This is a genomic window from Streptomyces sp. NPDC000348 (assembly GCF_042898795.1).
In the GTDB taxonomy this organism is placed as follows: domain Bacteria; phylum Actinomycetota; class Actinomycetes; order Streptomycetales; family Streptomycetaceae; genus Streptomyces.
This window is the reverse complement of record NZ_JBIAZD010000006.1, coordinates 75,815-101,541: the sequence shown is the minus strand read 5'-3', so window position 1 is coordinate 101,541 and position 25,727 is coordinate 75,815. Positions and strand designations below refer to the sequence as shown.

Here is a 25,727-nt window from a genome sequence, read left to right as displayed (position 1 = left end):
AAGGAGCACGACCATGTCCCCCTCGATCACCCGCCGCACCACCGCAGCCGCGCTGGGACTGACCGCCGCCCTCGTCCTCGCCGCGTGCGGCAACCCCTCCGACGGCGGCACGACCGGGGTCGCGGACACGTCGGGCGGCAAGACGAAGATCAACCTGACCCCTGACCAGGACCGCGTCACCACCGGCAAGGTCGGCTCCATCGCCGCCGAGGTGCCGGAGGAGATCCGCGAGAGAGGAACGCTGGAGCTCGTCCAGTCCTCCGGGAGCGCGGCACCGCTGAACTTCCACGCCACCGACAACAAGACCCTCATCGGCGTCGAGCCCGACATCGCCCACCTCGTCGCCGACGTGCTCGGCCTCGAGCCGAAGTTCCACGCCGTCTCCTGGGAGAACATCTTCGTCGGCCTCGACAGCGGCAAGTACGACGTCGGCTTCAGCAACATCACCGTCACCGAGGAACGCAAGGAGAAGTACGACTTCGCCACCTACCGCAAGGACAACCTGGGCTTCGAGGCGAAGAAGGGCAGCGGCCTGAAGGTCGACGGGCCCGAGGACGTGGCCGGAAAGACCGTCGCCGTCCAGAGCGGCACCAACCAGGAGAAGCTGCTCGTCGAGTGGAGCAAGGAGAACGAGAAGGCCGGCCGCGAGCCGGTGGACGTCAAGTACTACCAGAACGACAGCGACACCTACCTCGCCCTCCGGTCCGGCCGGATCGACCTCTACCTCGGCCCCAACCCGACCGCCGCCCACCACGCGGCCACCACCGGCAGCACCGAGGTCGTCGGCACCTACTCCGGCGCCGGTGCCACCCTCCAGGGCCTCATCGCGGCCACCACCAGGAAGGACAGCGGACTGGCCGAGCCGCTCGCCGACGCCCTCGACCACGTCATCGGCAACGGCACCTACGCGAAGGTGCTGGAGCGCTGGGGCCTGTCCGACGAGGCCGTGACCAAGTCCGAGATCAACCCGCCCGGCCTGCCCAGGACCGGGCAGTAACGGGCCCGGGCACGCACGCCCTGGACGACACCGTCCGCGCCACCCGCACCCGCGCCGCGCCGTCCACCTCCGCTCCCGGCCGCACGGAGACCTCCAGCGCGCGGCCGGCGCGCTCCGTCGCTCCCGACCCGTCCCTCCACCGCCGTGCCCACCCCTGTACGAGGACCGGCTTCCTCGTCACGGACCTTCCGGAAGGCGCACCCACGTGTCCTCACCACCCCCTTCCCCCCTGCACCTCGCCGTCGCCCTGGACGGCACCGGCTGGCATCCCGCCTCCTGGCGCGAGCCGGTGGCCCGGCCGCGCGACCTCTTCACCGCCGGATACTGGGCCGGCCTGGTCGCCGAGGCCGAGCGCGGCCTGCTCGACTTCGTGACCATCGAGGACGGCCTCGGCCCGCAGTCCTCCCACTTCCTGGACCCGGACGAGCGCACCGACCAGGTCCGCGGCCGCCTCGACGCCGTCCTCATCGCCTCCCGCGTGGCACCGCTGACCCGGCACATAGGCCTCGTGCCGACGGTGGTCGCCACCCACACGGAGCCGTTCCACATCTCCAAGGCGATCGCCACCCTCGACCACGTCAGCACCGGACGCGCCGGCCTGCGCGTGCAGATCACCGCCCGCCCGAACGAGGCCGCGCACTTCGGGCGCCGTACCGTCCCGCGCATCGAGGCCTACGACAGTCCGGCCGCCCAGGAGGTGGTGACCGACCTCTTCGACGAGGCCGCCGACCACGTGGACGTCGTGCGCCGGCTCTGGGACAGCTGGGAGGACGACGCCGAGATCCGGGACGCCGCCACCGGCCGCTTCATCGACCGCGGCAAACTGCACCACATCGACTTCGAGGGCAGGTACTTCAGCGTCAAGGGCCCCTCCATCACACCCCGCCCGCCACAGGGCCAGCCCGTCGTCACCGCCCTCGCCCACGACACCGTCCCGTACCGGCTCGTGGCCCGCGCCGCCGACATCGGCTACGTCACGCCGCACGACGCCGACGAGGCCCGCGCGATCGTCGCCCGGATCCGCGCCGAGCAGGACGCGGCGGGGCGAGCCGCCGAACCCCTCCATGTCTTCGGCGACCTGGTGGTCCTCCTCGACGACGAGCCCACCGCCGCGAGGGCACGCCGGGAACGGCTCGACGCGCTCGCGGGGCAGCCGTACACGAGTGACGCCCGCATCTTCACCGGCACGCCCTCCAAACTGGCCGACCTGCTGGAGGAGTTGCACGGTGCCGGACTGACCGGCTTCCGGCTGCGCCCCGCCGTCGCCGGCCACGACCTCCCGGCGATCACCCGGGGGCTGGTCCCCGAACTGCAGCGCCGGGGCGTCTTCCGCCGGGCCTACGAGGCCGGCACCCTGCGCGGCCTGCTGGGCCTGGCCCGCCCCGCCAACCGCTACGCCACAGCCGCCACCGCCTGAGCCGGAGGGACGACCACGACCATGAGCAAACCGCTGAAGCAGATCCACCTGGCCGCCCACTTCCCCGGCGTCAACAACACCACCGTGTGGAGCGACCCGCGGGCCGGCAGCCACATCGAGTTCAGCTCCTTCGTCCACTTCGCGCGGACCGCCGAACGCGCCAAGTTCGACTTCCTGTTCCTCGCCGAAGGGCTGCGGCTGCGCGAACAGGGCGGGGAGATCTACGACCTGGACGTCGTCGGCCGTCCCGACACCTTCACCGTCCTCGCCGCGCTCGCCGCCGTCACCGAGCACCTCGGCCTGACCGGCACCATCAACTCCACCTTCAACGAGCCCTACGAGGTCGCCCGCCAGTTCGCCACCCTCGACCACCTCTCCGGCGGGCGCTCCGCCTGGAACGTCGTGACGTCCTGGGACGCCTTCACCGGCGAGAACTTCCGCCGCGGCGGCTTCCTGCCGCAGAAGGAGCGCTACTCCCGCGCCAGGGAGTTCCTGGCCACGGCGAACGAACTCTTCGACTCCTGGCACGGCGACGAGATCATCGCCGACCAGGAGACCGGCGTCTTCCTGCGGGACGCCGCGGCCGGCGCCTTCGTCCACACCGGACAGCACTTCGACATCCACGGCCGGTTCAACGTCCCCCGCTCCCCGCAGGGCCGCCCGGTGATCTTCCAGGCCGGTGACTCCGACGAAGGCCGCGAGTTCGCCGCGTCGAGCGCCGACGCGATCTTCAGCCGGCACGCCACCCTCGAGGAGGGACAGGCCTTCTACACCGACGTCAAGAACCGCCTCGCCAAGTACGGCCGCCACCCCGGCCACCTGCTGGTCCTGCCCGCCGCCACCTTCACGCTCGCCGACACCGACGCCGAGGCGGAGGAACTGGCCAAGGTGGTGCGCCGGCAACAGGTCAGCGGCGCCACCGCCCTCAAGCACCTGGAGTTCGTCTGGAACCGGGACCTGTCCTCCTACGACCCGGACGGGCCGCTCCCCGACATCGACCCCTACGTCGGTGACGACCACATCTCCAAGGGCCGGGCCCAGGTCCGCATGTACCGGGACCCGCTGGCCACCGCCCGCGAGTGGCGCGAACTCGCCGCCGCGAACAACTGGTCGATCCGCGACCTGGTCGTCGAGACGGGCAACCGGCAGAACTTCATCGGTTCGGCGGAGACGATCGCCCGTACCATCAACGAGTTCGTGCAGGCCGACGCCAGTGACGGCTTCATCCTCGTCCCGCACCTCACCCCGACCGGCCTCGACGAGTTCGCCGACAAGGTCGTTCCGCTCCTGCAGGAACGGGGTGTGTTCCGTACGGATTACGAGGGCCCGACCCTGCGCGATCACCTCGGCCTGGCCCACCCGGGCGACGTCCGCGACGAACGGGCGGCGTCGTGAGGTTCCTCGCCGTCACCCTGATCGCGCACCGCCCGGATCCGGTCACCGGGGTGCACAAACCGACCCATGACCGCTTCCGCGAGGTCCTCGACAACGCCCTGCTCGCCGAGGAACTCGGCTTCGACGGCTTCGGCGTGGGGGAGCGGCACGAGCGGCCCTTCCTCTCCTCCTCGCCGACCGTCGTCCTCGGCCACATCGCGGCACTGACCCGGCGCATCCGGCTGTTCACCGCCGTGACCACGCTCAGCCTCCTGGACCCGGTCCGCGCCTACGAGGACTACGCCACCCTCGACCACCTCTCCGAGGGCCGGCTGGAGCTGATCATCGGCAAGGGCAACGGAGCCGCCCAGCGCGAGCTGTTCCACGTCACCCCCGAGGACCAGTGGGACCGCAACGCCGAGAGCTACGAGGTGTTCCGGCGGATCTGGCGGCAGGACAGGGTGACCGCGGCGACCCGCTTCCGTCCTCCGCTGACGGACGCCGAGGTGTGGCCGCGGCCCTACCAGCAGCCGGTCCGGGTCTGGCACGGCAGCGCCACCAGCAAGGAGTCGGTGGACCTGGCCGCCCGCCACGGCGACCCGCTGTTCTCGGCGAACGTCACCCATCCCGTCGAGCCGTACGCCGAGTTGATCAGGTACTACCGCGAGCGCTGGGAGTTCCACGGCCACGACCCGGCGAGGATCGCGGTCGGCGCCGGCACGGCCGGGATCCTCGTGACCCGCACCTCCCAGGAAGCGCTCGAGGTCTACCGGCCGGTCTTCGAGTCGACGTCGGCGTTCCGGAGGCAGTCCGGCCTGCCGGTGGTCTTCGAGAGCCTGGAGGACTTCGTGGAGCGCAGTTCCGCGCTGATCGGCAGCCCGCAGCAGGTCGTCGAGAAGGTGCACCGCTACCACGAGCACTTCGGGCACACGGTGCTCCACCTGCACGCGGACGCGAGCGGGCTGACGGACGCCCGGCACCGCGCCTCCCTCGAGCTGTTCCAGTCCGAAGTCGCCCCCGTACTACGGCGGGACATCCCGGACCCGCCCTTCGCCTGGGGACCGGTACGGCCCGTCACCAAGGAGCCCGCCCATGCCTGACATCCCCCTCGGTGTCCTCGACCTGGTGCCGATACCGTCCGGCTCGACGGCCGCCGACGCCCTGCGCAACTCCATCGACCTGGCACAGCACGCCGAGCGCTTCGGATACGCCCGGTACTGGTTCGCCGAGCACCACCTCAACCCGGGCGTCGCGGGCACGTCCCCCGCGGTCGTCCTCGCGCTCACCGCCTCCGCCACCTCCACGATCCGGCTCGGCTCCGGTGCCGTACAGCTCGGCCACCGCACCGCGCTCAGCACGGTCGAGGAGTTCGGCCTGATCGACGCCCTGCATCCCGGTCGCTTCGACCTCGGCCTGGGCCGCTCGGGCGGCCGCCCGCCGGGACGGCCGACCGCAGCCCCCGCGACCGTCACCCCCGTCGTGGACGGCCGGGCCCCGAACGGCCTGCTGATCCCGCCCCGTTTCTCCTTCGAACGCCTCCTCGGCTCACCCCGCGTCGCCCTGCAGCGCAAGCTGCTCCTGCTGCCCGGTGCCGAGTCGCAGGACTACGCCGAGCAGATCGACGACATCCTCGCCCTGCTGGCCGGCACCTACCGGTCCCCGGAGGGCGTCGAGGCGCACGTCGTGCCGGGCGAGGGCGCCGACGTCGAGGTGTGGATCCTGGGCAGCAGCGGCGGCCGGAGCGCCGAGGCCGCGGGCGCGCGGGGGCTGCGGTTCGCCGCGAACTACCACGTCAGCCCCGCCACCGTGCTGGAGGCCGTGGACGGCTACCGGGCCCTCTTCCAGCCCTCCGACTTCCTCGACAAGCCGTACGTCAGCGTCTCGGCCGACGTGGTCGTGGCGGAGGACGAGGAGACGGCCCGGGAGCTCGCCACCGGTCACGCGGCCTGGGTCCGCAGCATCCGCACCGCCGAGGGGGCCATCGAGTACCCGACGCCGGAGCAGGCCCGGGCCTTCGAGTGGAGCGACGAGGACCGGGAGTTGGTGCGGGACCGCGTGGACACGCAGTTCGTCGGCTCGCCGGGACAGGTGGCCGACCGCCTGGCGCAGCTCCAGGAGGCCACCGGAGCGGACGAGTTGCTCATCACGACGATCACCCACGACCACGCCGACCGGGTGAGGTCGTACGAGCTGCTCGCGCAGGAGTGGAGCCGGAGATGAGTGGAAGGCCCGTCCCCGCGCAACGTGGACCACGGCGGGCCTGCTCACCAGCGTGTCCTTGAGGAGCGGGTTCTCGGCGGCGGGCGCCCGGGCGATGGCGACGCGCTGCTGCCGGCCGCCGGAGATCTCCCGGACGCATCGCTTCCCGGTGCCCTCGAGGCCGCCCCGGGCCGGTAACTCCGCACGGTGCTGGGGCCATGGGGCGCGCTTCACCCCCGCGTCCCGCGGCGCCGGGTACGGGGGTGGCGAGTGCCCGCCGGCACGTCGTGTCCTCGTGCCGTCCGATCAGGAAGCGCCACGGCTGGGTCAGGGGTGCGAGGCGACATGGGCGCTGCCCTTTCCGGCGGGTGGGGCGCCTTCTTCTCGGTGCCTGCCGAGGGCCGAGAACCTGTCAGGGAAGTGGCCGGTGATGTCTTGGCTCCGGTGCCGGTGCCGGTGCCGGGGGATCCCTGTGCACGAGCTCGCCCACGAGTGCGGCGACCTGCTCCACCTCGATCAGGAAACCGTCGTGACCGCAGGGGGATTCGATGAGCCGTAGGTGATCCGCCGTGGCGATGCCCGCCGCCAGCTCCGCTTGCTGGGAGGGCGGATAGAGGCGGTCGGAGCCGACCCCGGCCACGAGCGTCCGGGCGGTGACCCGGCTCAGGGCGGCCCGCACTCCGCCGCGCCCGCGGCCGATGTCGTGGCTGTTCATGGCGTCGGACAGTACGACGTAACTGCCCGCGTCGAAACGGTGCGTCAACTTGGCCGCGTGATGGTCGAGGTAGGACTCGGCCTCATACCGGCCGCCGCTCCAGGGGTCCTCCGTGCCCTGGGGCGAGCGGCCGAAGCGGACCTGGAGTTCCGGCTCGCTGCGATACGTGACATGGGCGATCCGCCGGGCCAGGCCGAGTCCGGCGTGCGGGCCCCGGCCGGTGTCGTGGTAGTGACCGCCGTGCCAGAGCGGGTCGGAGCGGATGGCGCGCAGCTGGATGCCGGCCCATGCGATCTGTTCGGCGCTCGCCGCGGCCGTCGTGGCGAGCAGCAGGAGCGCGTCCGTCCGTTCGGGATGCGACACCGCCCATTCCAGAGCTCGCATCCCGCCCATCGAACCGCCGACCACCAGGGCCCACCGGCCGATGCCCAGCGCATCGGCCAGGCCGACCTCGGCCGCGACCTGGTCACGCTGTGTCAGGAACGGGAAGTCGCCGCCCCAGCGCCGACCGTAGGGGCCCGAAGAGGACGGCCCGGTACTGCCCTGGCAGCCACCGAGCACGTTCGGTGCCACGATGAACCAGAGGTCCGTGTCGAGCGCCCGCCCGGGGCCGATGAGGCCGTCCCACCAGCCGGGGGTGGGGTGACCGGGTCCGGCGGGGCCGGCCACATGGCTGTCGCCGGTGAGGGCGTGCAGCACCAGCACCGCGTTGGACCGGTCCGGCGCGAGCCGCCCCCAGGTCTCGAACGCAAGTCGCACACCGGGTAGTTCGCCGCCCGCCTCCAGAGCGAGTGGCTTCTCCCGCTCGTACCACTGGCGTCGTCCGGGCGGGTCCCCCTCCCGCCAGGCGCCGGAAGCCGGCGGGAGGGGACCCCGGGACGGCGTCAGTGCGGTGTTCAGGACGCGCCCTTCGCCGCGCGGAACCCGGCCTCCAGATCCGCCTTGAGGTCGGCGAGGTTCTCGATGCCGATCGAGAGGCGCACCAGGCCGGGCGAGGTGCCGGTGGCCGCCAGCTGTTCCTCGTCGAGCTGGCTGTGAGTGGTGGAGGCCGGGTGGATGATGAGACTGCGTACGTCGCCGATGTTGGCGAGATGGCTGAACAGCTCGACGGCGTCCACGAACCGCTTGCCGGCCTCGATGCCGTCCCGCAGCTCGAAGGAGACGATCGCGCCCGCGCCGCGCGGGAGGTACTTCTGCCCGGCCTCGTACCAGCGGCTGGACATAAGGCCCGGGTAGTGGACGGCGGCGACCTCGTCGCGCTGCTCCAGCCACTCGGCGAGCGCCAGGGCGTTCGCGGAGTGCCGCTCGATGCGCAGGCTGAGCGTCTCCACGCCCTGCAGGAGCAGGAAGGCGGAGTGCGGGGAGAGGGCCGGACCGAGGTCGCGCAGCAGCTGCACCCTCAGCTTGACGGCGTACGCGCCCGGGCCGAGCGCCGGCCAGTACCGCAGGCCGTGGTAGCTCGGGTCGGGCTCGGTGAAGTCGGGGAACCGGTCGGCGTGCGCCCCGAAGTCGAAGGTGCCGCCGTCGACCACGACCCCCGCGATGGCCGTGCCGTGACCACCCAGGAACTTGGTCGCCGAGTGCACGACGATGTCCGCGCCGTGCTCGATCGGCCGCAGCAGATAGGGAGTCGGCACGGTGTTGTCCACGATCAGCGGCACGCCCGCCCCGTGCGCGACGTCCGCGACCGCCCGCACGTCGAGGACGTTGCCGCGAGGGTTGCCCAGTGTCTCCGCGAACAGCGCCTTGGTGTTCGGCCGGATCGCCGCCCGCCAGGCCCCGGCGTCGTCCGGGTCGTCCACGAAGGACACCTCGATGCCCAGCCTCGGCAGCGTGTGCCGGAACAGGTTGTACGTGCCGCCGTACAGCGAGGCGCTGGAGACGATGTGGTCACCCGAACTCGCCAGCGTCAGGATCGCCAGGGTTTCCGCCGCCTGACCGGAGGACAGCGCCACCGCCGCGACCCCGCCCTCCAGCGCGGCGATCCGCTGCTCGAAGACGTCCTGGGTGGGGTTGTGGATGCGGGTGTAGATGTTGCCGGGCTCGGCCAGTGAGAACAGGTCGGCGGCATGCCGGGTGTCACGGAACACGAACGATGTCGTCTGGTAGATCGGCGTCGCCCGCGCCCCGGTCGTCGGGTCGGGCGCGGCACCGGCGTGGATCTGCTTGGTCTCGAAGGACCAGGCCGAGGTGTCGGGCCCGGCGGGTTCGTCGTCGGGGGTGTGACCGGCGGTGACGGAGTCGATGGGCCGGCTCATGGTGGTGCTCCCTTGTGCGGAGGGGGAGGCGGGCAGGCGTGAAGGGACCGCAGAGCCGCGAGCCGCGCCCCGGACGGGTGCGACGGTCAGCGCGAGGCGGCGGGAAAGAGGAAAAAGAGGCTGTTCAGAAGCCGGAGCGAGGCGTCAGCACGCGGCGGAACAACCCGTGGTGGTGACACGCACGTAGTCGACGTGGCGGCGGGTCACGAGCACGGTCATGGGGCCAGGTAACCACATGCGGGCCGCAGCACACCAGATCAAGAGGCGGGTTTCTTCTGCGTCACCGGACACGACGTCCCCACGGCGCCCCAGGCCGAGGCGCTGAGCGCGGCCGGTCCGACGTGGCGGAGGGGCCCCTACGGATCGCGGCCTTCCGCAGCGCCACGGCCCCGGGGCCGTGAGGTTCTCCGCCGTGAGCTCGATCGGGCCGGGTGCGTGACCTGAGCGGACCGCTGGTACCCGACGGCACCGGCCGAAATAAACCAGCCGGTCACGATGTCCAGGCAGCCGTGCCCCCGGACCTCGGCCTTGAACACCCAACCGGGTTCCGTCTCGCCGAAGTCGTCCCCGGCCATGGCTGTGGAGCGCAACGAACGCGTCGGCAGCCTCTCCGGCTCACGAAGAGGCCCGGTAGGCACAGGCGTTGCGCACGAACAGCTCCTGCAGGTCGCGTACCGCCCGGGGTACGGAACCGGAGTTGCGGCGCTGCAGGACCAGCAGCACGTCGGTGGCGTCCCCCGCGAGCGGCCGTACGGTGATGGTGCCCCGTCGTTCCAGGGGATCGCCGATGACACTGAAGTCCGGCAGTACCGTCGCCCCGAGCCCTTCGGCCACCATCAGTTTGCCCATCTCGGCGCCGTCGGTGGAGTAGGAGAAGGAGGGCGTACGGCCGCCCAGCAGACGGTGGACGAAGCGGTGCATGACATAACCGGACCGCATCACGACCAGCGGCTCGGCCAGGAGGCTGTCCGCGTCCACCACGTCCAGGGCCGCCAGCGGACTGTCCGGGCGCAGGCACACCACGGGCCGGCCGCGCAGCAACTCGGTGGTCTCGAAGCCGGGCGGCATGTCGTCGCCCCCCAGGTAGTTCACCAGCCCCAGATCGAACGCCCCCTCCAGCAGCCCGCGATGGATCCCGCCCTGCTGCGCGCCGACCAACTCCACCTGGGTGACCGGGTGCGAGGCCCGGAACTCCCGCACGGTCGGGATGACCAGCGGGACGGTGGCCGTGTTGACCGTGCCGAGCCGGACCATACGGCTGATGCGGTGTTGATCACCGGCCGCACCGCGCAGCCGGTCGACCGCGTCCAGCACACTCATGATGTGCGGCAGCAGTTCGCGGCCCTCGTCGCTGATTTTCGCCCCGGACCGCTTCCGCTCCAGCAGGTCCACGCCGAGCTCGCGCTCAAGGTTGCGCACGGTCTCGCTGAGTGCGGGCTGGGAGAGGTGCAGTTCCTCGGCGGCGCGTCGCAGGGAGCCCAACCGTGTGACGGCGGCGATGTATTCGAGCTGTTCGGTACGCACGGCAAGGAGGCTGCCGTTCCCCGCACGCCACGTTCAAGGGAATCCCTGTCACAACCTCGTGAATACCGACTCTCAGCATGTGGAATCACATCCGGGCATTCTTGACCGGCCGGACTCCCCACTGCTTTGATCGGTGACATGAAGCGACAGGACCTCACGCGGCGACGCCACGTCGACCTTGCGCGTGTCTCCAGCTCCTGCTGTCGCTGTCGGGTCTGAGCGCACCCGAGGGAAACCCTCGCACCGGGCCGATCTTCCTTCGTGAATTCCACCGCCGGCCGTTTTCCGTGGTGATTCCGTCTTTCCCGGGAACGTCGTCCCCGGACGCCCGAACCCCGATCTCCGAACACGTTTCCCTGTCACCGCACGCGCCCTTTCGCGTGCGCATTCCCGCCAGGAGCTCCCCATGACCGTACCGCCCGGGTCCGCCCCCGTCCGCTTCGCCTACTGGGTGCCGAACGTCAGCGGCGGTCTGGTCACCAGCACCATCGAGCAGCGCACCGACTGGGGCTACGACTACAACCGCGAACTGGCCGTGCTGGGCGAGAACAACGGCTTCGACTACGCCCTCGGCCAGGTTCGCTACATGGCCAGTTACGGCGCCGAGTACCAGCACGAGTCGACCGGCTTCAGCCTCGCCCTGCTGCTCGCCACCCAGCGCCTGAAGGTCATCGCCGCCGTCCACCCCGGCCTGTGTCACCCGGGTGTCCTGGCCGAATTCGGCGCCACCGCCGACCATCTGTCGAACGGCCGGTTCGCTGTCAATGTCGTCAGCGGCTGGTTCAAGAGCGAGTTCACCGCCCTCGGTGAACCCTGGCTGGAGCACGACGAGCGCTACCGCCGCTCGGAGGAGTTCATTCGCGCCCTGCGGAGGATCTGGACCGAGGATCACGCCGAACTCGCCGGTGACTTCTACCGGTTGCGCGGCTTCTCCCTCAAGCCCAAGCCGCTGAGCACCCCCGAGCGGCCGCACCCGGAGATCTTCCAGGGCGGCAACTCCACCGCAGCCCGCGACACGCTCCGCGAGATCGTGGCCAAGGCCGACACCCGGGCCGTGCACGGCTTCCGCGACGCCGTCCAGCAGGCCGGCCGGTCCACCGCCGACGGCAAGGGGATGTGGCAGGACTCCACCTTCGAAGACCTCGTCCAGTACAACGACGGCTTCCGCACCGGCCTGATCGGCACCCCCGAACAGATCGCCGAGCGGATCGTCGCCTACAAGCGCCTCGGCGTCGACCTCTTCCTCCTCGGCTTCCTGCACTACCTGGAGGAGGTCGAGCACTTCGGCAGGCGAGTGCTGCCCCTGGTCCGTGAACCGGAGGCCCGGGAAGCCGGGTCCGCGCCCCCCGCCGCCCGGCTCTGACCGCCATCCGCATCCGACACCACTTCGAAAGGTCCTTGCATGGCCACCGTCCTGTCCGTCTCCGGAAGCCCCTCCGCCACCTCCCGCACCGCCCGGCTGCTGCGCCACCTGGACGACCGACTCAGGGTCCAGGGGCACGAAGTGATCCCCTTCGACGTCCGTACGCTCCCACCCGAGGCCCTGCTGTACGCCGACTTCCGGCATCCGGCGATCGTCGAGGCCACCGCCCTGTTCGAGCGGGCGGACGGGGTCGTGATCGGCACCCCCGTCTACAAGGCCGCCTACTCCGGGCTGCTGAAGTCGCTGCTGGACCTGCTCCCGCAGTACGCCCTGGCGGGCAAGACCGTCCTTCCGCTGGCCACCGGCGGCACCACCGCCCACGTCCTGGCCATCGACTACGCCCTGCGCCCCGTGCTGAACTCGATGGGACCCTCCCACATCACGCCCGGCTGGTTCACGCTCGACAAGGACATCACCGTGGCCGAAGACGGCACCCTGACCGTCGCTCCGGGCCCGGCCGAGGCCCTTGCCCAGGTCACCGACCAGTTCTCGCTCGCCCTCGGTGGCCGCCCGACCCTGCTGGCGGCCACCGGATGAGTGCCGCGACCGTGCTCGCCGACGACGCCGAGGCCCTCGCCGTCGCGGCCGAACTGGCCGCGGACTTCCGCAAGGACGCCGCCGAGCGGGACGCCCGGCGGCGGCTGCCGTATGCGGAACTGGAGCGGCTGTCCGGGTCCGGGCTGCTCGCCGTGACGGTGCCCGCGCAGTTCGGCGGCGCGGACGTGCGCACCGAGACACTCGCGGGGATCTTCCGGTTGCTGGCCTCGGCCGACGCCAGCCTCGCCCAGATCCCGCAGAGTCACTTCGTGTACGTCAATGTTCTCCGCCGGCTGGGGACGCAGGCGCAGAAGGAGTTCTTCTTCGGCGAAGTGCTCGCGGGCAAGCGGCTCGGCAACGCCCAGTCCGAGGCGGGCACCAGCCATGTGCAGGACATCCGTACGCGGCTCGCGCGGCGCCCCGACGGGTCGTACGTCCTCGACGGCGTCAAGCACTACTCCACCGGCGCGCTGTTCGCGCACTGGATCCCCGTCCTCGCCCGCGCCGACGACGACGGCCTGCACGTGGCGTACGTGCCCCGCGACGCGCCCGGCCTCACGGTCGTGGACGACTGGGACGGCATGGGACAGCGCACCACCGCCAGCGGAACCGTCCGCCTGGAGTCGGTGCCCGTCCCGGCCGACCGGGTCGTGCCGCACCACCTCACCTTCCGGGGTCCCCAACTCCACGGAGCAGTAGCTCAGTTGCTGCACGCTGCCATCGACACCGGGATCGCCGTCGGAGCACTGGCCGAGGCCGTGGAGTTCGTCCGCACCAAGAGCCGCCCCTGGTTCGAGAGCGCCGGCGAAGGCCACCCGACCGCCGCCGAGGACCCCCTGCTGATCCAGCGGTTCGGTGAACTGGCCATCCGCGTCCGGGTCGCCGACGCGCTGCTCGCCACCGCGGCGAGGTCCGTGGACGCGGCCCGCGCCGGCCTGACCGACGACTCCGCCGCGGAGGCGTCCATCGCGGTGGCCACCGCCAAGGTGACGGCGGCGGAGACGGCCGTAGAGGTCGGCAGTGCCCTCTTCGAGGTCTCCGGCACCCGATCGGCGCTCGACTCCCTCGGCCTGCACCGCCATTGGCGCGACGCCCGCACCCACACCCTGCACGACCCGGCTCGCTGGAAGGTCCAGCACATCGGCCGCTACGTGCTCAACGGCACCAGGCCACCCCGTCACGGCCTCCTCTGACGAACGACCTGAACGGAGCCCACCCGTGTCCCTCACCTTCCACTGGTTCCTGCCCACCAACGGCGACAGCCGTCACGTCGTCGGAGGCGGCCACGGCACCCCGGCCACGGCGTCCGGCCGGGACCGGCCGCCCACGGTCGCCTACCTCGGCCAGATCGCCCGCGCCGCCGAGGACCTGGGCTTCGCCGGCGCGCTCACCCCCACCGGCGCCTGGTGCGAGGATGCCTGGCTGACCACCGCCATGGTCAGCCAGCACACCGACCGCCTGAGGTTCCTGGTCGCCTTCCGCCCTGGCTTCGTCTCACCGACACTCGCCGCGCAGATGGCGTCCACCTTCCAGCGGCAGACCGGCGGACGGCTGCTGCTCAACGTGGTCACGGGCGGGGAGAGCCACGAGCAGCGCGCTTACGGAGACTTCCTCGACAAGGACGACCGGTACCGCCGTACCGGCGAATTCCTCGACATCGTCCGGCAGTTGTGGGAGGGGAAGGCCGTCGACCTGGCCGGTGAGCACCTGAGGGTCGAGGACGCGAAGCTGACCCGCGTACCCGATCCGGTCCCCGAGGTGTACTTCGGCGGCTCCTCGCCCATCGCCGGGGAGATCGCCGCCCGGCACGCCGACGTCTATCTCACCTGGGGCGAGCCGCCGGCCGCCGTCGCGGAGAAGACCGCCTGGATCCGGGCGCTGGCGGCCAAGGAGGGCCGCACCCTGCGCTTCGGGATCCGGCTGCACGTCATCACCCGCGACACCTCCGAGCAGGCCTGGGCGGAGGCGAACCGTCTCCTGGAGGGCTTCGACCGGGAAACCGTGCGGTCGGTCCAGGCCGGGCTCGCCCGCAGCGAGTCCGAGGGGCAGCAGCGGATGCTCGCCCTGCACGGCGGCGACCGCGACGGGCTGGAGATCCACCCCAACCTCTGGGCCGGTATCGGCCTGGTGCGCGGCGGAGCGGGGACCGCCCTGGTCGGCAGCCACGAGGAGGTCGCCGAGCGGATCAAGGAGTATGCCGCCCTGGGCATCGAGGAGTTCGTTCTCTCCGGCTATCCGCATCTGGAGGAGGCGTACTGGTTCGGTGAGGGCGTCCTGCCGAGGCTTCAGGCGCAGGGACTGTGGACGCATCCGTTCCGCGGCGCGACCGCCGAGCAGCCCGGCGCCCAGGTCCCCTTCGCGGACACCGGGAGTCGGCGACGACCCGCGTGATCGCCGACGACGCCGAGGCGGCAGCCGAGGCCACTGCCCGCACCTTGGTGCCGGGCAAGCGGACGGATCCGGAGGACCGGCGGCGGGTTTCCGTAACCGGATCAGCGGTGAATCGGCGGCGGACCGAACCCGTCCGCCGTCGCAGCGGTTCGGTCACAGCGCCCGGGCCGCCCAGGCCCTGACGTCCGCGTCCGGGTCCGTCGTCGCCGTGGCCGGGGCCGCTCGTGCGCCCTCGCCGGCACGGTGCCCCGTCAGTGCCACCGCGGCGGCCTTGCGGACGTCGGCGTCGGTGTCGGCGAGCGCGGCGGCCAGAGCCGGCCCGGTGCCGGGCGGCACCGTCTCCGTCAGGACGGTGACGGCCGTCCGGCGGACGGTGGGGTCGGGGTCGGTCGCACGGGGGCGGAGTACCGGAGAGGGGTGCGGCATCCCGTTCCCGACGGCCGCGAGGGGGGCGGAGCGAACCGATGTCCGGGCTGCCGGGGCCGGCCCGGAGCGGTCCGGGGAGGATCCGCGCCCGTCCTGTCCGTCGCGTCGCGCGCTCGTCCCGGGCGACCGGTCCCGGTGGCGGGGCCCTCTCACGTGGTGAGACGTGCCGATGGGGGGCGAACGGTCCTCTTGACGCGGCCCGGACGCGGCCTGACACTCCACTGAAGGAATCCTAGTGATTTAGTAGGGAATCATGGGCCGTGCCGCGCTGGACCCCGGTGGCGAAGCCGTCCGCGTCGCCGTCCGGCCGCTGCCCCTGCTGACGTCCCGCCGCCACATCGATCTCGTGCGCGTGTGCAGTGCGGCGAGTCCCCCGCGCGACGGCGGCCGGCCCCCCGGTCACGCCTGATCCTGCCGCGCGAGCAACGCCGACCCGGCCGCGCCGAAGCCGCCGCGTGCCGTCGCCTCCGTACGCCCGTATCCCCGTGACCGAGCACCCCCAGGGAGACGCATGTCCGCCCCATCCCCGACAGCCGTGCCGTCCTTCCGGAGCAGGATCGGCTGTGACACGCGCGGCGGTTACTACGCCGCGCCGCACCGCTACCGGCTTCATCTGTCGCTGTCCTGTCCGCACTGCCTGCAGATCGCCGTCACACACAGCCTGCTCGGCCTCGACGACACCCTCCCGGTGACGCTGCTGCCCGCCGTGCCCGACGCACCCGGCGGCGGACACCGGGCCCTGCGCCCGCTGTACGAGGCCAGTTCGCACCAATACCCCGGTCCGGCCGCGGCGCCGGTCCTCAGCGACAACTGGACCGGGCGGATCGTCAGCACCCACACCCCCGACATCCTGCGGGACATGGCCCGGCGGTTCGGCGGTCACGGCCCCGCTCTCCACCCGCGCGGTGCCGAGGGGGCGATCGAGGCCGTGGGCCGACTCTGCGAGCAGGGCATCACCGCAACGGCCCAGCGCGCCGGGCGGTCCGGTGGGGACCCGGCGGCCCGTGACACCGCGCTGGCCACCCTGCTGCGCGCGCTGGACGTACTGGAGCGGCGGCTCTCCTCCCGGGAGCACGTGCTGGGCGGCGAACTCACCCTCGCCGATGTGCAGGTGTGGGTGACGCTGGTGCAACTGGACACCGTGCACCGGCACCACCTGGACGCCGCCGCGGTGCACCGGATCACCGGCCGTCCCCGTCTGTGGGCGTACGCACGGCGGCTGGCGGCGCACCCCGCCTTCGGCCCCCACCTCGACCTGGACGGCATCGCCCGCAGGCACCACGCCCACTGCCGGGGCCGGGAGGCCGCCGACGCGGCGGTACGGATCGTGGACTGGGCGGCGTACGCACCAGGGGAGGCGCCGGAGCCGGTGCGGCAGCCCGGCTGACCGGAAGGCGGGGCGGACGCGCGGCCTCCGGCGTTTCCGCGCGCCCGCGACACCGCCTCCGCCGTGCGTCCCGCCTCGTCGAGCGGCCCGGGAGGGCTTCAAGTTACCCGTGCGTTCCGCACATCGGAGTGATGACAGCGGTGACTGTGCGGGACGGTACGCCGCGTGACAGCGTCATGCCCGTCAGCGATCGGCGGGAAGGAGCCGGCGTGAACAAGGGCTATGCCGTGTACTGCGACGCGGACCCGTACTTCTACGACGCTCCGCACCGCACGGTCTCCGCGGCCGGTACCGGGCGCTCCCGGTACGCCGCGGCCTCGTGGCCCGTCCCGCCGGGATGGCAGCGGGGCGAGAGCGGGGACTGGCTCGCCCTGCGTCCGGTCGACGCCGACCTGCCCGACCAGGGGTGGAAGATCCACGTCTCCGCCTGTCTCGACAACGCCGAGTCCGTGCTCGAGCGCGTCTGGCGGCACTGCGTCGCCGGCGGCACGGCCTTCAAGTTCGTCCCCAGCCGCTATCTGCTGCACCAGCGCAACGCCAAGTACGCGGACCGGGCGGGCAGCGGCAAGTTCATCACCGTGTACCCGGCGGACGAGGAGCGGTTCGAGCGGCTCGCGGGCGAGCTGTCGGAGCTGCTGGCCGGCGAACCCGGACCGCACATACTGAGCGATCTGCGGCTCGGCGACGGCCCCGTGCACGTGCGGTACGGCGGTTTCACCCGGCGCAACTGCTACGACGAGCACGGGGAGCTGCGGCCGGCCGTGACCGGTCCCGACGGGGTGCTGGTACCCGATCTGCGCGGCCCCGTCTTCCGCGTACCGGACTGGGTGGAGGTGCCCGCCTTCCTTGACCCGCACCTTCGGGCCCGGGACGCGCTGACGGTGGCCGACCTGCCCTATGCCATCGAGTCGGCGCTGCACTTCTCCAACGGCGGCGGTGTCTACCTCGCCCGCGACTCCCGCACCGGGGAGCGGGTCGTCCTCAAGGAGGCCCGTCCGCACGCCGGGCTGGCGGCCGACGGCGCGGACGCCGTGACCCGGCTGCACCGCGAGCGCCGCGCGCTGGAGCGTCTGTCCGGCCTCGACTGCACACCCGAGGTGCTCGACCACCTGACGGTCGGGGAGCACCACTTCCTGGTGCTGGAGTACGTCGACGGCAAGCCGCTCAACACGTTCTTCGCCCGCCGTCACCCGCTCATCGAGGCCGACCCCGGCCGGGAGCGGCTGGCCGAGTACACGGCCTGGGCCCTCGACGTCCACGCGCGGGTGGAACGCGCCGTCGAGGAGGTCCACGCCCGGGGCGTGGTCTTCAACGACCTGCACCTGTTCAACATCATGCTCCGTGAGGACGACAGCGTCGTCCTGCTGGACTTCGAGGCGGCGCACCCGGTCGGCGAAGCTGGCCGGCAGACCGTCGCCAACCCGGGGTTCGTGGCGCCGTCCGACCGGAGGGGCGTCGCGGTGGACCGGTACGCGCTGGCCTGTCTGCGGCTCGCGCTGTTCCTCCCGCTCACCAGCCTGCTGGCACTGGACCGGCGCAAGGCGGCCCACCTCGCCGACGTGGTGGCCGGTCAGTTCCCGGTGGACCGGGCCTTCCTGGACGCGGCAGTCGACGAGATCACGGGCGGCGCCGCCGCCTCCACCGGCGCCCCGGCGGCGCGACGGACGGACGGGCCGGTGGTGCCGGTCCGGCCGGGCGACTGGCCCCGCAGCCGGGACTCGATGGCCGCCGCCATCCGTGCCTCGGCGACACCGTCCCGTACCGACCGCCTCTTCCCCGGCGACATCGCGCAGTTCGCCACGGCCGGCGGCGGACTGGCCTTCGGCCACGGCGCGGCGGGAGTGCTGTACGCCCTGGCCGAGAGCGGGGCGGGACGGGACGAGGACGGCGAGCAGTGGCTGCTGGAGCGGACCAAGCAACCGCCGTCGGGCATGCCCCTCGGTTTCCACGACGGGCTCGCCGGCCTCGCCTGGACGCTGGAGCACCTCGGCCACCGCGATCGCGCCCTCGACCTCGCCGAGCTGCTCCTCGACCAGCCCTTCGACCACCTGGCCCCGGACCTGCACAGCGGCACCGCCGGACTGGGCCTGGCCCTGGACTCGCTGGCCGCGGCCACCGGGGAGACCGCCCTGCGCTCGGCGGCCCGGCGCTGCGCCGAGCTGACCGCCCGGGGCCGGCCGGCCGGGGACGGGGGCACCGGCCGGGAACGCGCGGGGCTGCTGTACGGCGCGGCGGGACGCGCCCTGCTCTTCCTGCGGCTCCACGAACGCGACCGGGACCCCGCCCTGCTCGACCTCGCACGGGACGCGCTGCGCCGGGACCTCTCCCGCTGCGTCCGCGGCGCGGGCGGCGCGCTGCAGGTCGACGAGGGCTGGCGGACCATGCCCTACCTGGGCGCGGGCAGCGTGGGCATCGGCATGGTGCTCGACGACTACCTGGCGCACCGGGAGGACGAGGAGTTCGCGCGGGCGAGGGGCGAGATCGTGGCCGCGGCGCAGGCCATGTTCTACGCCCAGCCGGGCCTGTACCGGGGCGTGTCGGGGATGGTGCTGTACCTCGCCCGCACGACGGCCGAGGTGCCCGGCACCGGTCCGGAGGCCGTCCGCCGTCAGCTCGACGCGCTGTCCTGGCACGCCATGGCCTACCGTGGCCGGCTCGCCTTCCCCGGCGAGCAGATGATGCGCCTGTCCATGGACCTCTCCACGGGCACGGCGGGATGCCTGCTGGCCGTCGCCTCCGTCCACGGCACCCCGTCCGCCGGGCTGCCGTTCCTTCCGCCGCCGCACGCGCGGCGGCCCCACGACTCGGCCCCCCAGGGGGTCGTGAGGAAAGAAGACAACCCGTTGCCGTACGAAGGGAAGATGTCATGAACCTGTTCGACCTGCAGTCGATGGAGACCCCCAAGGAAGAGGCCATGGGCGACGTCGAGACCGGCAGCCGCGCGAGCCTGCTGCTCTGCGGCGACAGCAGCCTGAGCGTCACCACCTGTAACTGACACCGGTGCTGACCGCCGCGGCGGCGTGGTGAGTCGCGTCGCCCGGCTCCGGCGCCCCGGGTTCCGGCCCGGGGCGCCGGGGGGGGGGGGGGGGGGGGCGCGCCCGGGGGGGGGGGGGGGCCCGCGGGGGGGGCCCCCCCCCCGCGGGGGGCGCGGGGGCGGGGGGGGGGCGGGGGGCGGGGGCGGGGCGCCCCCCCCCCCCCCCCCCGCGCCGGGCGTGCGGCCGCGGTGACCGCGGCGGACGGGGTGGACGGACGGAAGGAGGTCGGCCGGTGCTGACGACCGGGTTCCGGGCGCGGCGGGCGGGCGGGGCGCGGGAGGGGGCCGACGGCACGGCGCCGGGGCGCACGCCCGAAGTACTGGTGCTGCTGTGCTCGGTCGGAGCGGCCGCGGCGACGGTGGCCCAGCCCTTCGCCCTCGGCCGCGCACTGGACCTGCTCCTGCGCGACGGAAACGGCGGAGCCGACGGGGCCGCGGGCCGCTGGCTGGCGCTGAGCGCCGCACTGCTCCTCGGTGAACTGCTGCTCGACAGCCTCACCTCCCTGTTCACCGGCCGCTGCAACGCCGTCTGGACGGCGTCCCTCCGCTCCCGCGCCTTCGACGGTCTGCTGCGCGCCGTACCGGACCGCGCACGCCCCTTCACCCCGGGGGACGTCGGGACCCGCCTGACCCTCAACGCCGCCGACGCGGGCGGCGCCCCGGCGGCCCGGGCGGCGCTGGCGGCGTCGACGGTCACGCCGGTGGGCGCGCTCGCGGCGCTGGCCGCCGTCGACGTGTGGGTGGCGGTCTGCGTGCTGGCCGGGCTGCCCGCCCTGGCGCTGGTACTGCGGACCTTCGCCCGCGACACCGGTGCCTCGGTGGCCGCCTACCAGAACGCGCAGTCACAGATCGCCTCCCGGCTGCTGGAGGCCCTGGAGGGCGCGGCGACGATCGCCGCCGCGGGGACCGGCGCCCGGGAACGGGCGCGCGTGCTCGAGCCGCTGGACCGGCTCGCCGCCCTGGGCCAGCGCATGTGGGCGCTGCACGGCCGGGCCCTGGGCCGAAGCGGTGTCCTGGTCCCCCTGCTCGTCCTGGCCGCCACGGCCGTCGGCGGCCTGCGTCTCGCGTCGGGCGCCCTGAGCGTGGGCGAACTGCTCGCCGTGTGCCGGTACGCGCAGCTGACGGCCGGCGTCGGCGGCGCCGCGTCACTACTGGGCGCGGTGGTACGCGGCCGCGAGGCACGCAGCCGGACCCTGGCACTGGCGCGCATGCCCGCGCTGGCCCACGGGACGCGCCGTCTTCCCCCGGCCGGACCGGGCGATCTCGAACTGCGCGGCGTGCGGGTGGTGCGCGACGGCAGGCAGGTCCTGCGGATCGACGGTCTGCGGGTGCCGGGCGGCACCACCGCCGCGGTGGTCGGCCGCAGCGGAGCGGGGAAGTCCGTCCTGGCCGCCGTGGCGGGGCGGCTGATCGACCCCGACGAGGGACACGTGCTGCTGGACGGCGTCCGTCTCGACCGGCTGACCCGGGAGGCGCTGCGCACCGAGGTCGGCTACGCCTTCGAGCGTCCGGCGCCGGCCGAGGGCACGGTCGCCGAGGCGGTCGCCGCCGGTCCCCGGCGGGTGACGCCCGAGCAGGTCCGGGAGGCCTGCCGTGCCGCGGGCGCCGACGGCTTCGTCCGCCGGCTGCCGAGCGGTTACGACACCCCGCTGGCCGCGGCGCCGCTCTCGGGCGGCGAGCACCAGCGCCTGGGGCTCGCCCGGGCGTTCGCGCACGCCGGACGGCTGCTGATCATGGACGACGCGACGTCCAGCCTGGACACCGCCACCGAGCACGAGGTGGACCGGGCGCTGCGCCACTCGGTGCGGCCCGGGACCAGACTGGTCGTCGCGCACCGCCCGTCGGTGGCGGCCCGGGCGGATCTGGTGATCTGGCTGGAGGACGGGGGAGTGCGGGCCGTCGCGCCCCATCGCGAACTGTGGGACACGGCCGGCTACCGGGCGGTCTTCGACGCCGGGGGCACCGGGGCCGGGGCACCGGGCGCCGGTGCCACGCGCCGGCCCGAGCCCGAGGAGGCGCGGCCGTGACGCGCGTCGTGGACGCGGGCGCGCGGGGCACGGGCGACGGGTCCGGGGCGCTGCGCCGCGTCACGCCGCCCGCCCGTCGTTTCCTCGCCCGCCGCAGGGGGGTGCTGGCGCGGCTCGCGCTCTGGTCGCTGGCCGAGACCGGGCAGGCGTTCCTCGTGGGACACGGCGTCGCCCGAGCCGTCGACCGGGGGTTCCTCGCGGGTGACGTGCGCCGTGGGCTGCTGTGGCTCGCGGTCGCGCTGGTCGCCGTACTGTTCGGCGCCCCGGTGATCCGGGGCGTGTTCACCCAGCTGGCCGGGCTGACGGAGCCGCTGCGCGACGGCCTGGTGCGGCGTGCGGTCGACCGGTCCCTGGCCCGGGCCGTCCTGGGCGGGGCCGGCGGAACGGACCGGGCGGCCGTCTCCCGGCTGACGAATCAGGTCGAGATCGCCCGGGACAGCTTCGCCGGTCTCGTCCTGACCCTGCGGTCCTTCGTCTTCACCGCCGCCGGAGCGCTGCTGGGGCTGCTGTCGCTGCACCCCGCCCTCCTCGTGGTGGTGCTGCCACCGCTGTCGGGCGGCCTGGTGCTGTTCCTGGTGACGCTGCGGCCCATGGCGGCGGCCCAGCGACGCGCCCTGGCGGCCGACGAGGCGCTGGGCGACCACGCGGCCCGGTCACGGGCGGCGTTGCGGGACCTGACGGCCTGCGGCACCGGGCCCGGCGCGGCGCGGCGCGCGGCGGAGCTGGTCGACGGGGCCGCGGCGGCGGCCCGGGTCCTGGCAGGCTGGGCGGCGGTGCGCACGGCGGCGCTCGGCGTCGCGGGTCATCTGCCCGTTCTTGCGCTGCTGCTGGCGGTGCCGTGGCTGCGCGGGCGGGGGGTGACGGCGGGCGCGCTGCTGGGGGCCTTCACCTATCTCGTCCAGTCGCTGCTGCCCGCCCTGCACACGCTGATGACCGCGCTCGGCGCGGCGGGGGCCCGGCTGCTGGTCGTCCTCGACCGGATCATCGGCCCGGAGCCGGAGCCGGAGCCGGAGCCGGAGCCGGAGGCGGCGGGGACGCCGGGTGCGGGAAGGCCGGGGGCGCCGGCACCGGTGGCCGGGCGCCACGCGCGGCCGAAGCCCGCGTACCCGGCCGCGTGCCCTCCGGCCGCCGGCGCCACCGACGCCGGCGCCCGGTCACCGGTTCACGGGGGACGTCCGGCCGCGGCGGTGGAGCTGCGGTCCGTGACCCTGTCCTACGGAGCCCGCGCGGAACCGGTCCTCGACTCGCTCGACCTGTGCGTCGCCCCGGGCGAGCGCCTCGCGGTCGTCGGGCCGAGCGGCATCGGCAAGTCGACGCTCACCCGCCTGGTCGCGGGGACGCTCGCGCCGAGCGGCGGCGAGGTGCGGGTGGCCGGCCGGGAGGTGACCGGGCGCGCACCCGCCGAACTCGCCGCGCTGCGCGTACTGGTGCCCCAGGAGGCCTACGTCTTCTCCGGGACCGTGGGGGACAACCTCGCGTACCTGCGTCCGGACGTGGACCGCGCGGACCTCGACGCCGCCGTCGGGGCCCTCGGTCTGCGGCCGCTGGTCGAGCGCCTGGGCGGGCTCGACGCACCGGTGCGGCCCGCCGAACTGTCCCCGGGGGAACGGCAGCTCGTCGCGCTCGCGCGGGCCTGTCTGTCCCCCGCGCCCCTGCTGCTGCTCGACGAGGCCACCTGCCACCTCGACCCGGCGTCCGAGGCACGCGCGGAGGAGGCCCTCGCGCGGCGCCCGGGAACGCTGCTGGTGGTGGCGCACCGCCTGTCGTCGGCCGTACGCGCCGACCGGGTGCTGGTGCTGGACGGGACGGCGGCGGTGTGCGGCACGCACGAGGAGCTGCTGGAGCGCTCGCCGCTCTACCGTGACCTGACGGGCCACTGGAACGGCGGCCCGGACCGGGAGCCCTGACCGCCGCCGGCCGCCTCGAGCGGGGTCACCGCACGGCCCGTCACGTCCATCCGGCGTTCTGGACGATGCGTATCGCGTCGACCCGGTTGCGGGCGCCCACCTTCCGGATCGCCGTGGCCATGTAGTTGCGGACGGTCCCCCGGGACAGGTGCAGACGGGCCGCTATCTCGGCCATCGGCGCCCCCTGGGAGGCGAGGGACAGCACGCTCAGCTCGCGGGTGGTCAGCGGCATCTCCGCGCCCTCCAGCAGGGCGACCGTGAGCGTCTGGTCGAGGAAACGTTCTCCCTTGGCGACCGTGTGCACCGCCGTGATCAGCCGGCGCGCCGGGGCGTTCTTGTCGACCAGTCCGAGAGCACCGCCGTCGAACGCCCGGCGGAGGATCCCCGGCCGCTTGGCGCTGGTCAGGACGACGAGCCGGTCTCCGTGACGCGCCCGGAAGGGCGCGTCACGCTCCTGCCCCGGGCCCTGCAGACAGTCGCCGTCCACGACCCACACGTCTGCCGGCAACACCTCGTGGTCCGGCAGGTCGGCGCCGGGGCACATGGACGAGACCTCCAGTGCGACGTCGGATCTGAGCAGTTCCACCAACGCCGATCGCAGCAGTTCCTCGTGGTGCACCACGACAGTACGGACCATCTCCCCCACCCCCTGGTCAGCGGCTGCGCCCGGGCACAGCCGACCACACTCGTCCCGCGCCACGGGCCGTGTGCCCCGATCCGTCCCGGAAGAACACGACACGTACGCTCGTGCGAACCACACCGGACGCGATCCGCCGTGCCCAGCGCCCTTCGGGGAGCGGGACGGTTGCGCCCGCCCGGCCGAAAACGGCGGGGACGCGCCCCCTCCGGCGGGCGGCGCCCGCCCGCGCGGAACGCGACGGCCGGCCGTCCCGCCCACCCCGGCGGCCCCGCCGCCCTGGTGACGGCGGCACACCGCCGGCCGGAGGGGCCGTGCCGCGCCGGGCGGGAGGCGCCGGGGCGGCGGGTCCGCCCCGTCCGGAGCGCGGCCGGAAACAGCCATTGCCCAATCTGGCGTGAATCCCACCGCCCGTCCGAACAGGCTTTCCCGCCGACCCGGCCCGGAGCGGGGGACGGTGGACTGTCGGTGGGTGCCTCTAGTCTTTCGACCGGCGTCACAGCGAGGCACGCCGATCGGGCCGCTGCCGGACGTGCTGTGCCGGATTCCGAGTGGTGGGAGAGGCGAGTAACCCATGGGTTGGCTGGCAGCGGGCGACGCGTACGAAGTCGCCCTGGTGGAGGGCGGGGTGGTGGCCCGACCCCGGTCCGCCGCGGCGGAGTCCCCGGCCGGTGCGTTACCGGCGGGGCGGACGAGGACCCTGCCGGAGGAGATACGGGACCGCCCCGAAGTGCGGGAACTGCAGCGGTTCGCCGAGTGGCTGGAGCGGCACGCGGCCGAGTGCGCGGCACAGGTCGACGCCTGGATGGTGTCCTCGCTGCCGGTGCCGACCGGTCTGCTGGCCCGGCTCTGGCCCGACGAGGCGTGGCGGTCCGCGCTGCGCGACATCGTCGTCGTCGGTGACGGCCCCGGCGAGACCGGCTTCCTGCGCGACGCGGACGTCCCGGGTGAACTGCGGGTGGTCGACCTGGACGGCGAGACCGTCCGCCTGACCCCCCGCACGGTGACCATGCCCCATCCCGTCCTCCTTCCGGACCTGGAGGAACTGCGGGCCTTTGCGGTCGAGTTGGGGGTGACGCAGGGCGTCGAGCAGATCCACCGCGCCACCTGGCACAAGCCCGCCGGCCTCGACGAGGCCGCCGACTCGGTCCGCGAGTTCGCCGGCGCCGAGTACCGCTCGTGGTTCCACCTCTCCTCCCGTGTCACCTCCCTCGGCTACAAGGTCTCCGGCAGCAGCGCCGTCGACCGGATCCTGGACGGCGGGCGCGTCGTCACCGCCTCGGTCGGCATGAGCAACCCCTACGCCGAGGAGAAGGCCTGGACCGGCAGCCTGAGCTGGCGCGACGAGGACGGCTACCGCAGCCTGCCGCTCACCCGGGTCGGCCCCGTGGCCTGGTCCGAGGGCATGCGGATGGCCGCGGCCCTGCACGCCGGCCGCACCGTGACCGAGGACGGCGCCGCGTGAGCGACACGA

Annotated in this window: 22 protein-coding genes and 1 pseudogene; 17 read left to right on the top strand and 6 right to left on the bottom strand. The window is 73.5% G+C overall.

The genetic code is table 11. The annotated features are described in order from the left end of the window. Window positions 1-13 precede the first annotated feature (13 nt). The 5 genes from ACFY3N_RS14240 (at window position 14) to ACFY3N_RS14220 (ending at window position 6,008) form a co-directional block, all read left to right on the top strand. The gene (locus tag ACFY3N_RS14240) at window positions 14-997 is read left to right on the top strand and encodes an ABC transporter substrate-binding protein (protein WP_390816949.1); all 984 of its coding nucleotides are present in this window, start codon (window positions 14-16) and stop codon (window positions 995-997) included. A 205-nt stretch (window positions 998-1,202) separates the two neighbouring features. After that, complete coding sequence (locus ACFY3N_RS14235) at window positions 1,203-2,414, top strand: LLM class flavin-dependent oxidoreductase (protein ID WP_390816948.1); 1,212 nt, start codon at window positions 1,203-1,205, stop codon at window positions 2,412-2,414. 21 nt (window positions 2,415-2,435) lie between these two features. Continuing rightward, window positions 2,436-3,809, top strand: coding sequence for an NtaA/DmoA family FMN-dependent monooxygenase (locus tag ACFY3N_RS14230; protein ID WP_390816947.1), 1,374 nt, complete (start codon window positions 2,436-2,438; stop codon window positions 3,807-3,809). Then, on the top strand, window positions 3,806-4,888 hold the full coding sequence (locus ACFY3N_RS14225; RefSeq protein ID WP_390816946.1) for an LLM class flavin-dependent oxidoreductase: 1,083 nt from the start codon (window positions 3,806-3,808) through the stop codon (window positions 4,886-4,888). The genes ACFY3N_RS14230 and ACFY3N_RS14225 overlap by 4 nt, the downstream gene beginning before the upstream one ends. Then, complete coding sequence (locus tag ACFY3N_RS14220) at window positions 4,881-6,008, top strand: LLM class flavin-dependent oxidoreductase (RefSeq protein ID WP_390816945.1); 1,128 nt, start codon at window positions 4,881-4,883, stop codon at window positions 6,006-6,008. Before ACFY3N_RS14225 ends, ACFY3N_RS14220 begins: the two co-directional genes overlap by 8 nt. Window positions 6,009-6,068: 60 nt before the next feature. Here the strand turns inward: ACFY3N_RS14220 and ACFY3N_RS14215 are convergent. From ACFY3N_RS14215 to ACFY3N_RS14200, 4 genes and pseudogenes are all read right to left on the bottom strand, one after another. Beyond that, window positions 6,069-6,239: pseudogene (locus ACFY3N_RS14215) on the bottom strand (ABC transporter ATP-binding protein); the annotation flags it as partial. A gap of 160 nt (window positions 6,240-6,399) precedes the next feature. Then, window positions 6,400-7,602, bottom strand: a complete 1,203-nt coding sequence (locus ACFY3N_RS14210) for a homoserine O-acetyltransferase (protein WP_390817194.1) — start codon at window positions 7,600-7,602, stop codon at window positions 6,400-6,402. Then, the gene (locus ACFY3N_RS14205; RefSeq protein WP_390816944.1) at window positions 7,599-8,960 is read right to left on the bottom strand and encodes a bifunctional o-acetylhomoserine/o-acetylserine sulfhydrylase; all 1,362 of its coding nucleotides are present in this window, start codon (window positions 8,958-8,960) and stop codon (window positions 7,599-7,601) included. Before ACFY3N_RS14205 ends, ACFY3N_RS14210 begins: the two co-directional genes overlap by 4 nt. 615 nt (window positions 8,961-9,575) lie before the next feature. Beyond that, a complete protein-coding gene (locus tag ACFY3N_RS14200; RefSeq protein WP_390816943.1) occupies window positions 9,576-10,484 on the bottom strand; it encodes a LysR family transcriptional regulator in 909 nt (302 codons plus the stop codon). Window positions 10,485-10,622: 138 nt separating this feature from the next. On the opposite strand from ACFY3N_RS14200, the gene ACFY3N_RS14195 reads away from it, so the two are divergent. The 5 genes from ACFY3N_RS14195 to ACFY3N_RS14175 all read left to right on the top strand — a co-directional run bounded on the left by ACFY3N_RS14195 (window position 10,623) and on the right by ACFY3N_RS14175 (window position 14,835). Continuing rightward, window positions 10,623-10,703 (top strand): putative leader peptide, encoded by an 81-nt coding sequence (locus ACFY3N_RS14195; RefSeq protein ID WP_351078001.1) that lies wholly within the window; start codon window positions 10,623-10,625, stop codon window positions 10,701-10,703. 187 nt (window positions 10,704-10,890) lie between these two features. Beyond that, window positions 10,891-11,847 (top strand): LLM class flavin-dependent oxidoreductase, encoded by a 957-nt coding sequence (locus tag ACFY3N_RS14190; RefSeq protein WP_390816942.1) that lies wholly within the window; start codon window positions 10,891-10,893, stop codon window positions 11,845-11,847. A gap of 39 nt (window positions 11,848-11,886) precedes the next feature. Beyond that, window positions 11,887-12,444: an NADPH-dependent FMN reductase gene (ssuE, locus tag ACFY3N_RS14185; protein ID WP_390816941.1), complete on the top strand. Its 558-nt coding sequence runs from the start codon at window positions 11,887-11,889 to the stop codon at window positions 12,442-12,444. Next, complete coding sequence (locus tag ACFY3N_RS14180; RefSeq protein WP_390816940.1) at window positions 12,441-13,637, top strand: SfnB family sulfur acquisition oxidoreductase; 1,197 nt, start codon at window positions 12,441-12,443, stop codon at window positions 13,635-13,637. Before ssuE ends, ACFY3N_RS14180 begins: the two co-directional genes overlap by 4 nt. A 25-nt stretch (window positions 13,638-13,662) precedes the next feature. Next, a complete protein-coding gene (locus ACFY3N_RS14175) occupies window positions 13,663-14,835 on the top strand; it encodes an LLM class flavin-dependent oxidoreductase (protein WP_390816939.1) in 1,173 nt (390 codons plus the stop codon). A 153-nt stretch (window positions 14,836-14,988) separates the two neighbouring features. On the opposite strand, the gene ACFY3N_RS14170 is transcribed toward ACFY3N_RS14175, so the two are convergent. After that, window positions 14,989-15,261 (bottom strand): HEAT repeat domain-containing protein, encoded by a 273-nt coding sequence (locus ACFY3N_RS14170; protein WP_390816938.1) that lies wholly within the window; start codon window positions 15,259-15,261, stop codon window positions 14,989-14,991. Window positions 15,262-15,514: 253 nt separating this feature from the next. Here ACFY3N_RS14170 and ACFY3N_RS14165 point away from each other — a divergent pair, with 253 nt between their 5' ends. From ACFY3N_RS14165 to ACFY3N_RS14140, 6 genes are all read left to right on the top strand, one after another. Continuing rightward, window positions 15,515-15,670, top strand: a complete 156-nt coding sequence (locus tag ACFY3N_RS14165; RefSeq protein WP_390816937.1) for a hypothetical protein — start codon at window positions 15,515-15,517, stop codon at window positions 15,668-15,670. Between the two features lie 102 nt (window positions 15,671-15,772). Beyond that, the gene (locus ACFY3N_RS14160; RefSeq protein WP_390816936.1) at window positions 15,773-16,648 is read left to right on the top strand and encodes a glutathione S-transferase C-terminal domain-containing protein; all 876 of its coding nucleotides are present in this window, start codon (window positions 15,773-15,775) and stop codon (window positions 16,646-16,648) included. Between the two features lie 209 nt (window positions 16,649-16,857). Continuing rightward, a complete protein-coding gene (lanKC, locus tag ACFY3N_RS14155) occupies window positions 16,858-19,518 on the top strand; it encodes a class III lanthionine synthetase LanKC (RefSeq protein WP_390816934.1) in 2,661 nt (886 codons plus the stop codon). Continuing rightward, the gene (locus tag ACFY3N_RS14150) at window positions 19,515-19,643 is read left to right on the top strand and encodes a SapB/AmfS family lanthipeptide (protein ID WP_006130296.1); all 129 of its coding nucleotides are present in this window, start codon (window positions 19,515-19,517) and stop codon (window positions 19,641-19,643) included. Before lanKC ends, ACFY3N_RS14150 begins: the two co-directional genes overlap by 4 nt. A gap of 275 nt (window positions 19,644-19,918) precedes the next feature. Then, on the top strand, window positions 19,919-21,709 hold the full coding sequence (locus ACFY3N_RS14145; RefSeq protein ID WP_390817193.1) for an ATP-binding cassette domain-containing protein: 1,791 nt from the start codon (window positions 19,919-19,921) through the stop codon (window positions 21,707-21,709). Then, window positions 21,706-23,616: an ATP-binding cassette domain-containing protein gene (locus tag ACFY3N_RS14140; RefSeq protein WP_390816933.1), complete on the top strand. Its 1,911-nt coding sequence runs from the start codon at window positions 21,706-21,708 to the stop codon at window positions 23,614-23,616. The genes ACFY3N_RS14145 and ACFY3N_RS14140 overlap by 4 nt, the downstream gene beginning before the upstream one ends. Window positions 23,617-23,656: 40 nt before the next feature. Here the strand turns inward: ACFY3N_RS14140 and ACFY3N_RS14135 are convergent, their stop codons facing one another. After that, window positions 23,657-24,253 carry a LuxR C-terminal-related transcriptional regulator gene (locus ACFY3N_RS14135; protein WP_390816932.1) on the bottom strand — a complete coding sequence of 199 codons (597 nt, stop codon included), beginning with the start codon at window positions 24,251-24,253 and terminating at the stop codon, window positions 23,657-23,659. 574 nt (window positions 24,254-24,827) lie between these two features. Between ACFY3N_RS14135 and ACFY3N_RS14130 the strand changes: the two genes are divergently transcribed. Beyond that, window positions 24,828-25,718 (top strand): DUF4132 domain-containing protein, encoded by an 891-nt coding sequence (locus ACFY3N_RS14130; protein WP_390816931.1) that lies wholly within the window; start codon window positions 24,828-24,830, stop codon window positions 25,716-25,718. Window positions 25,719-25,727: the final 9 nt, after the last annotated feature.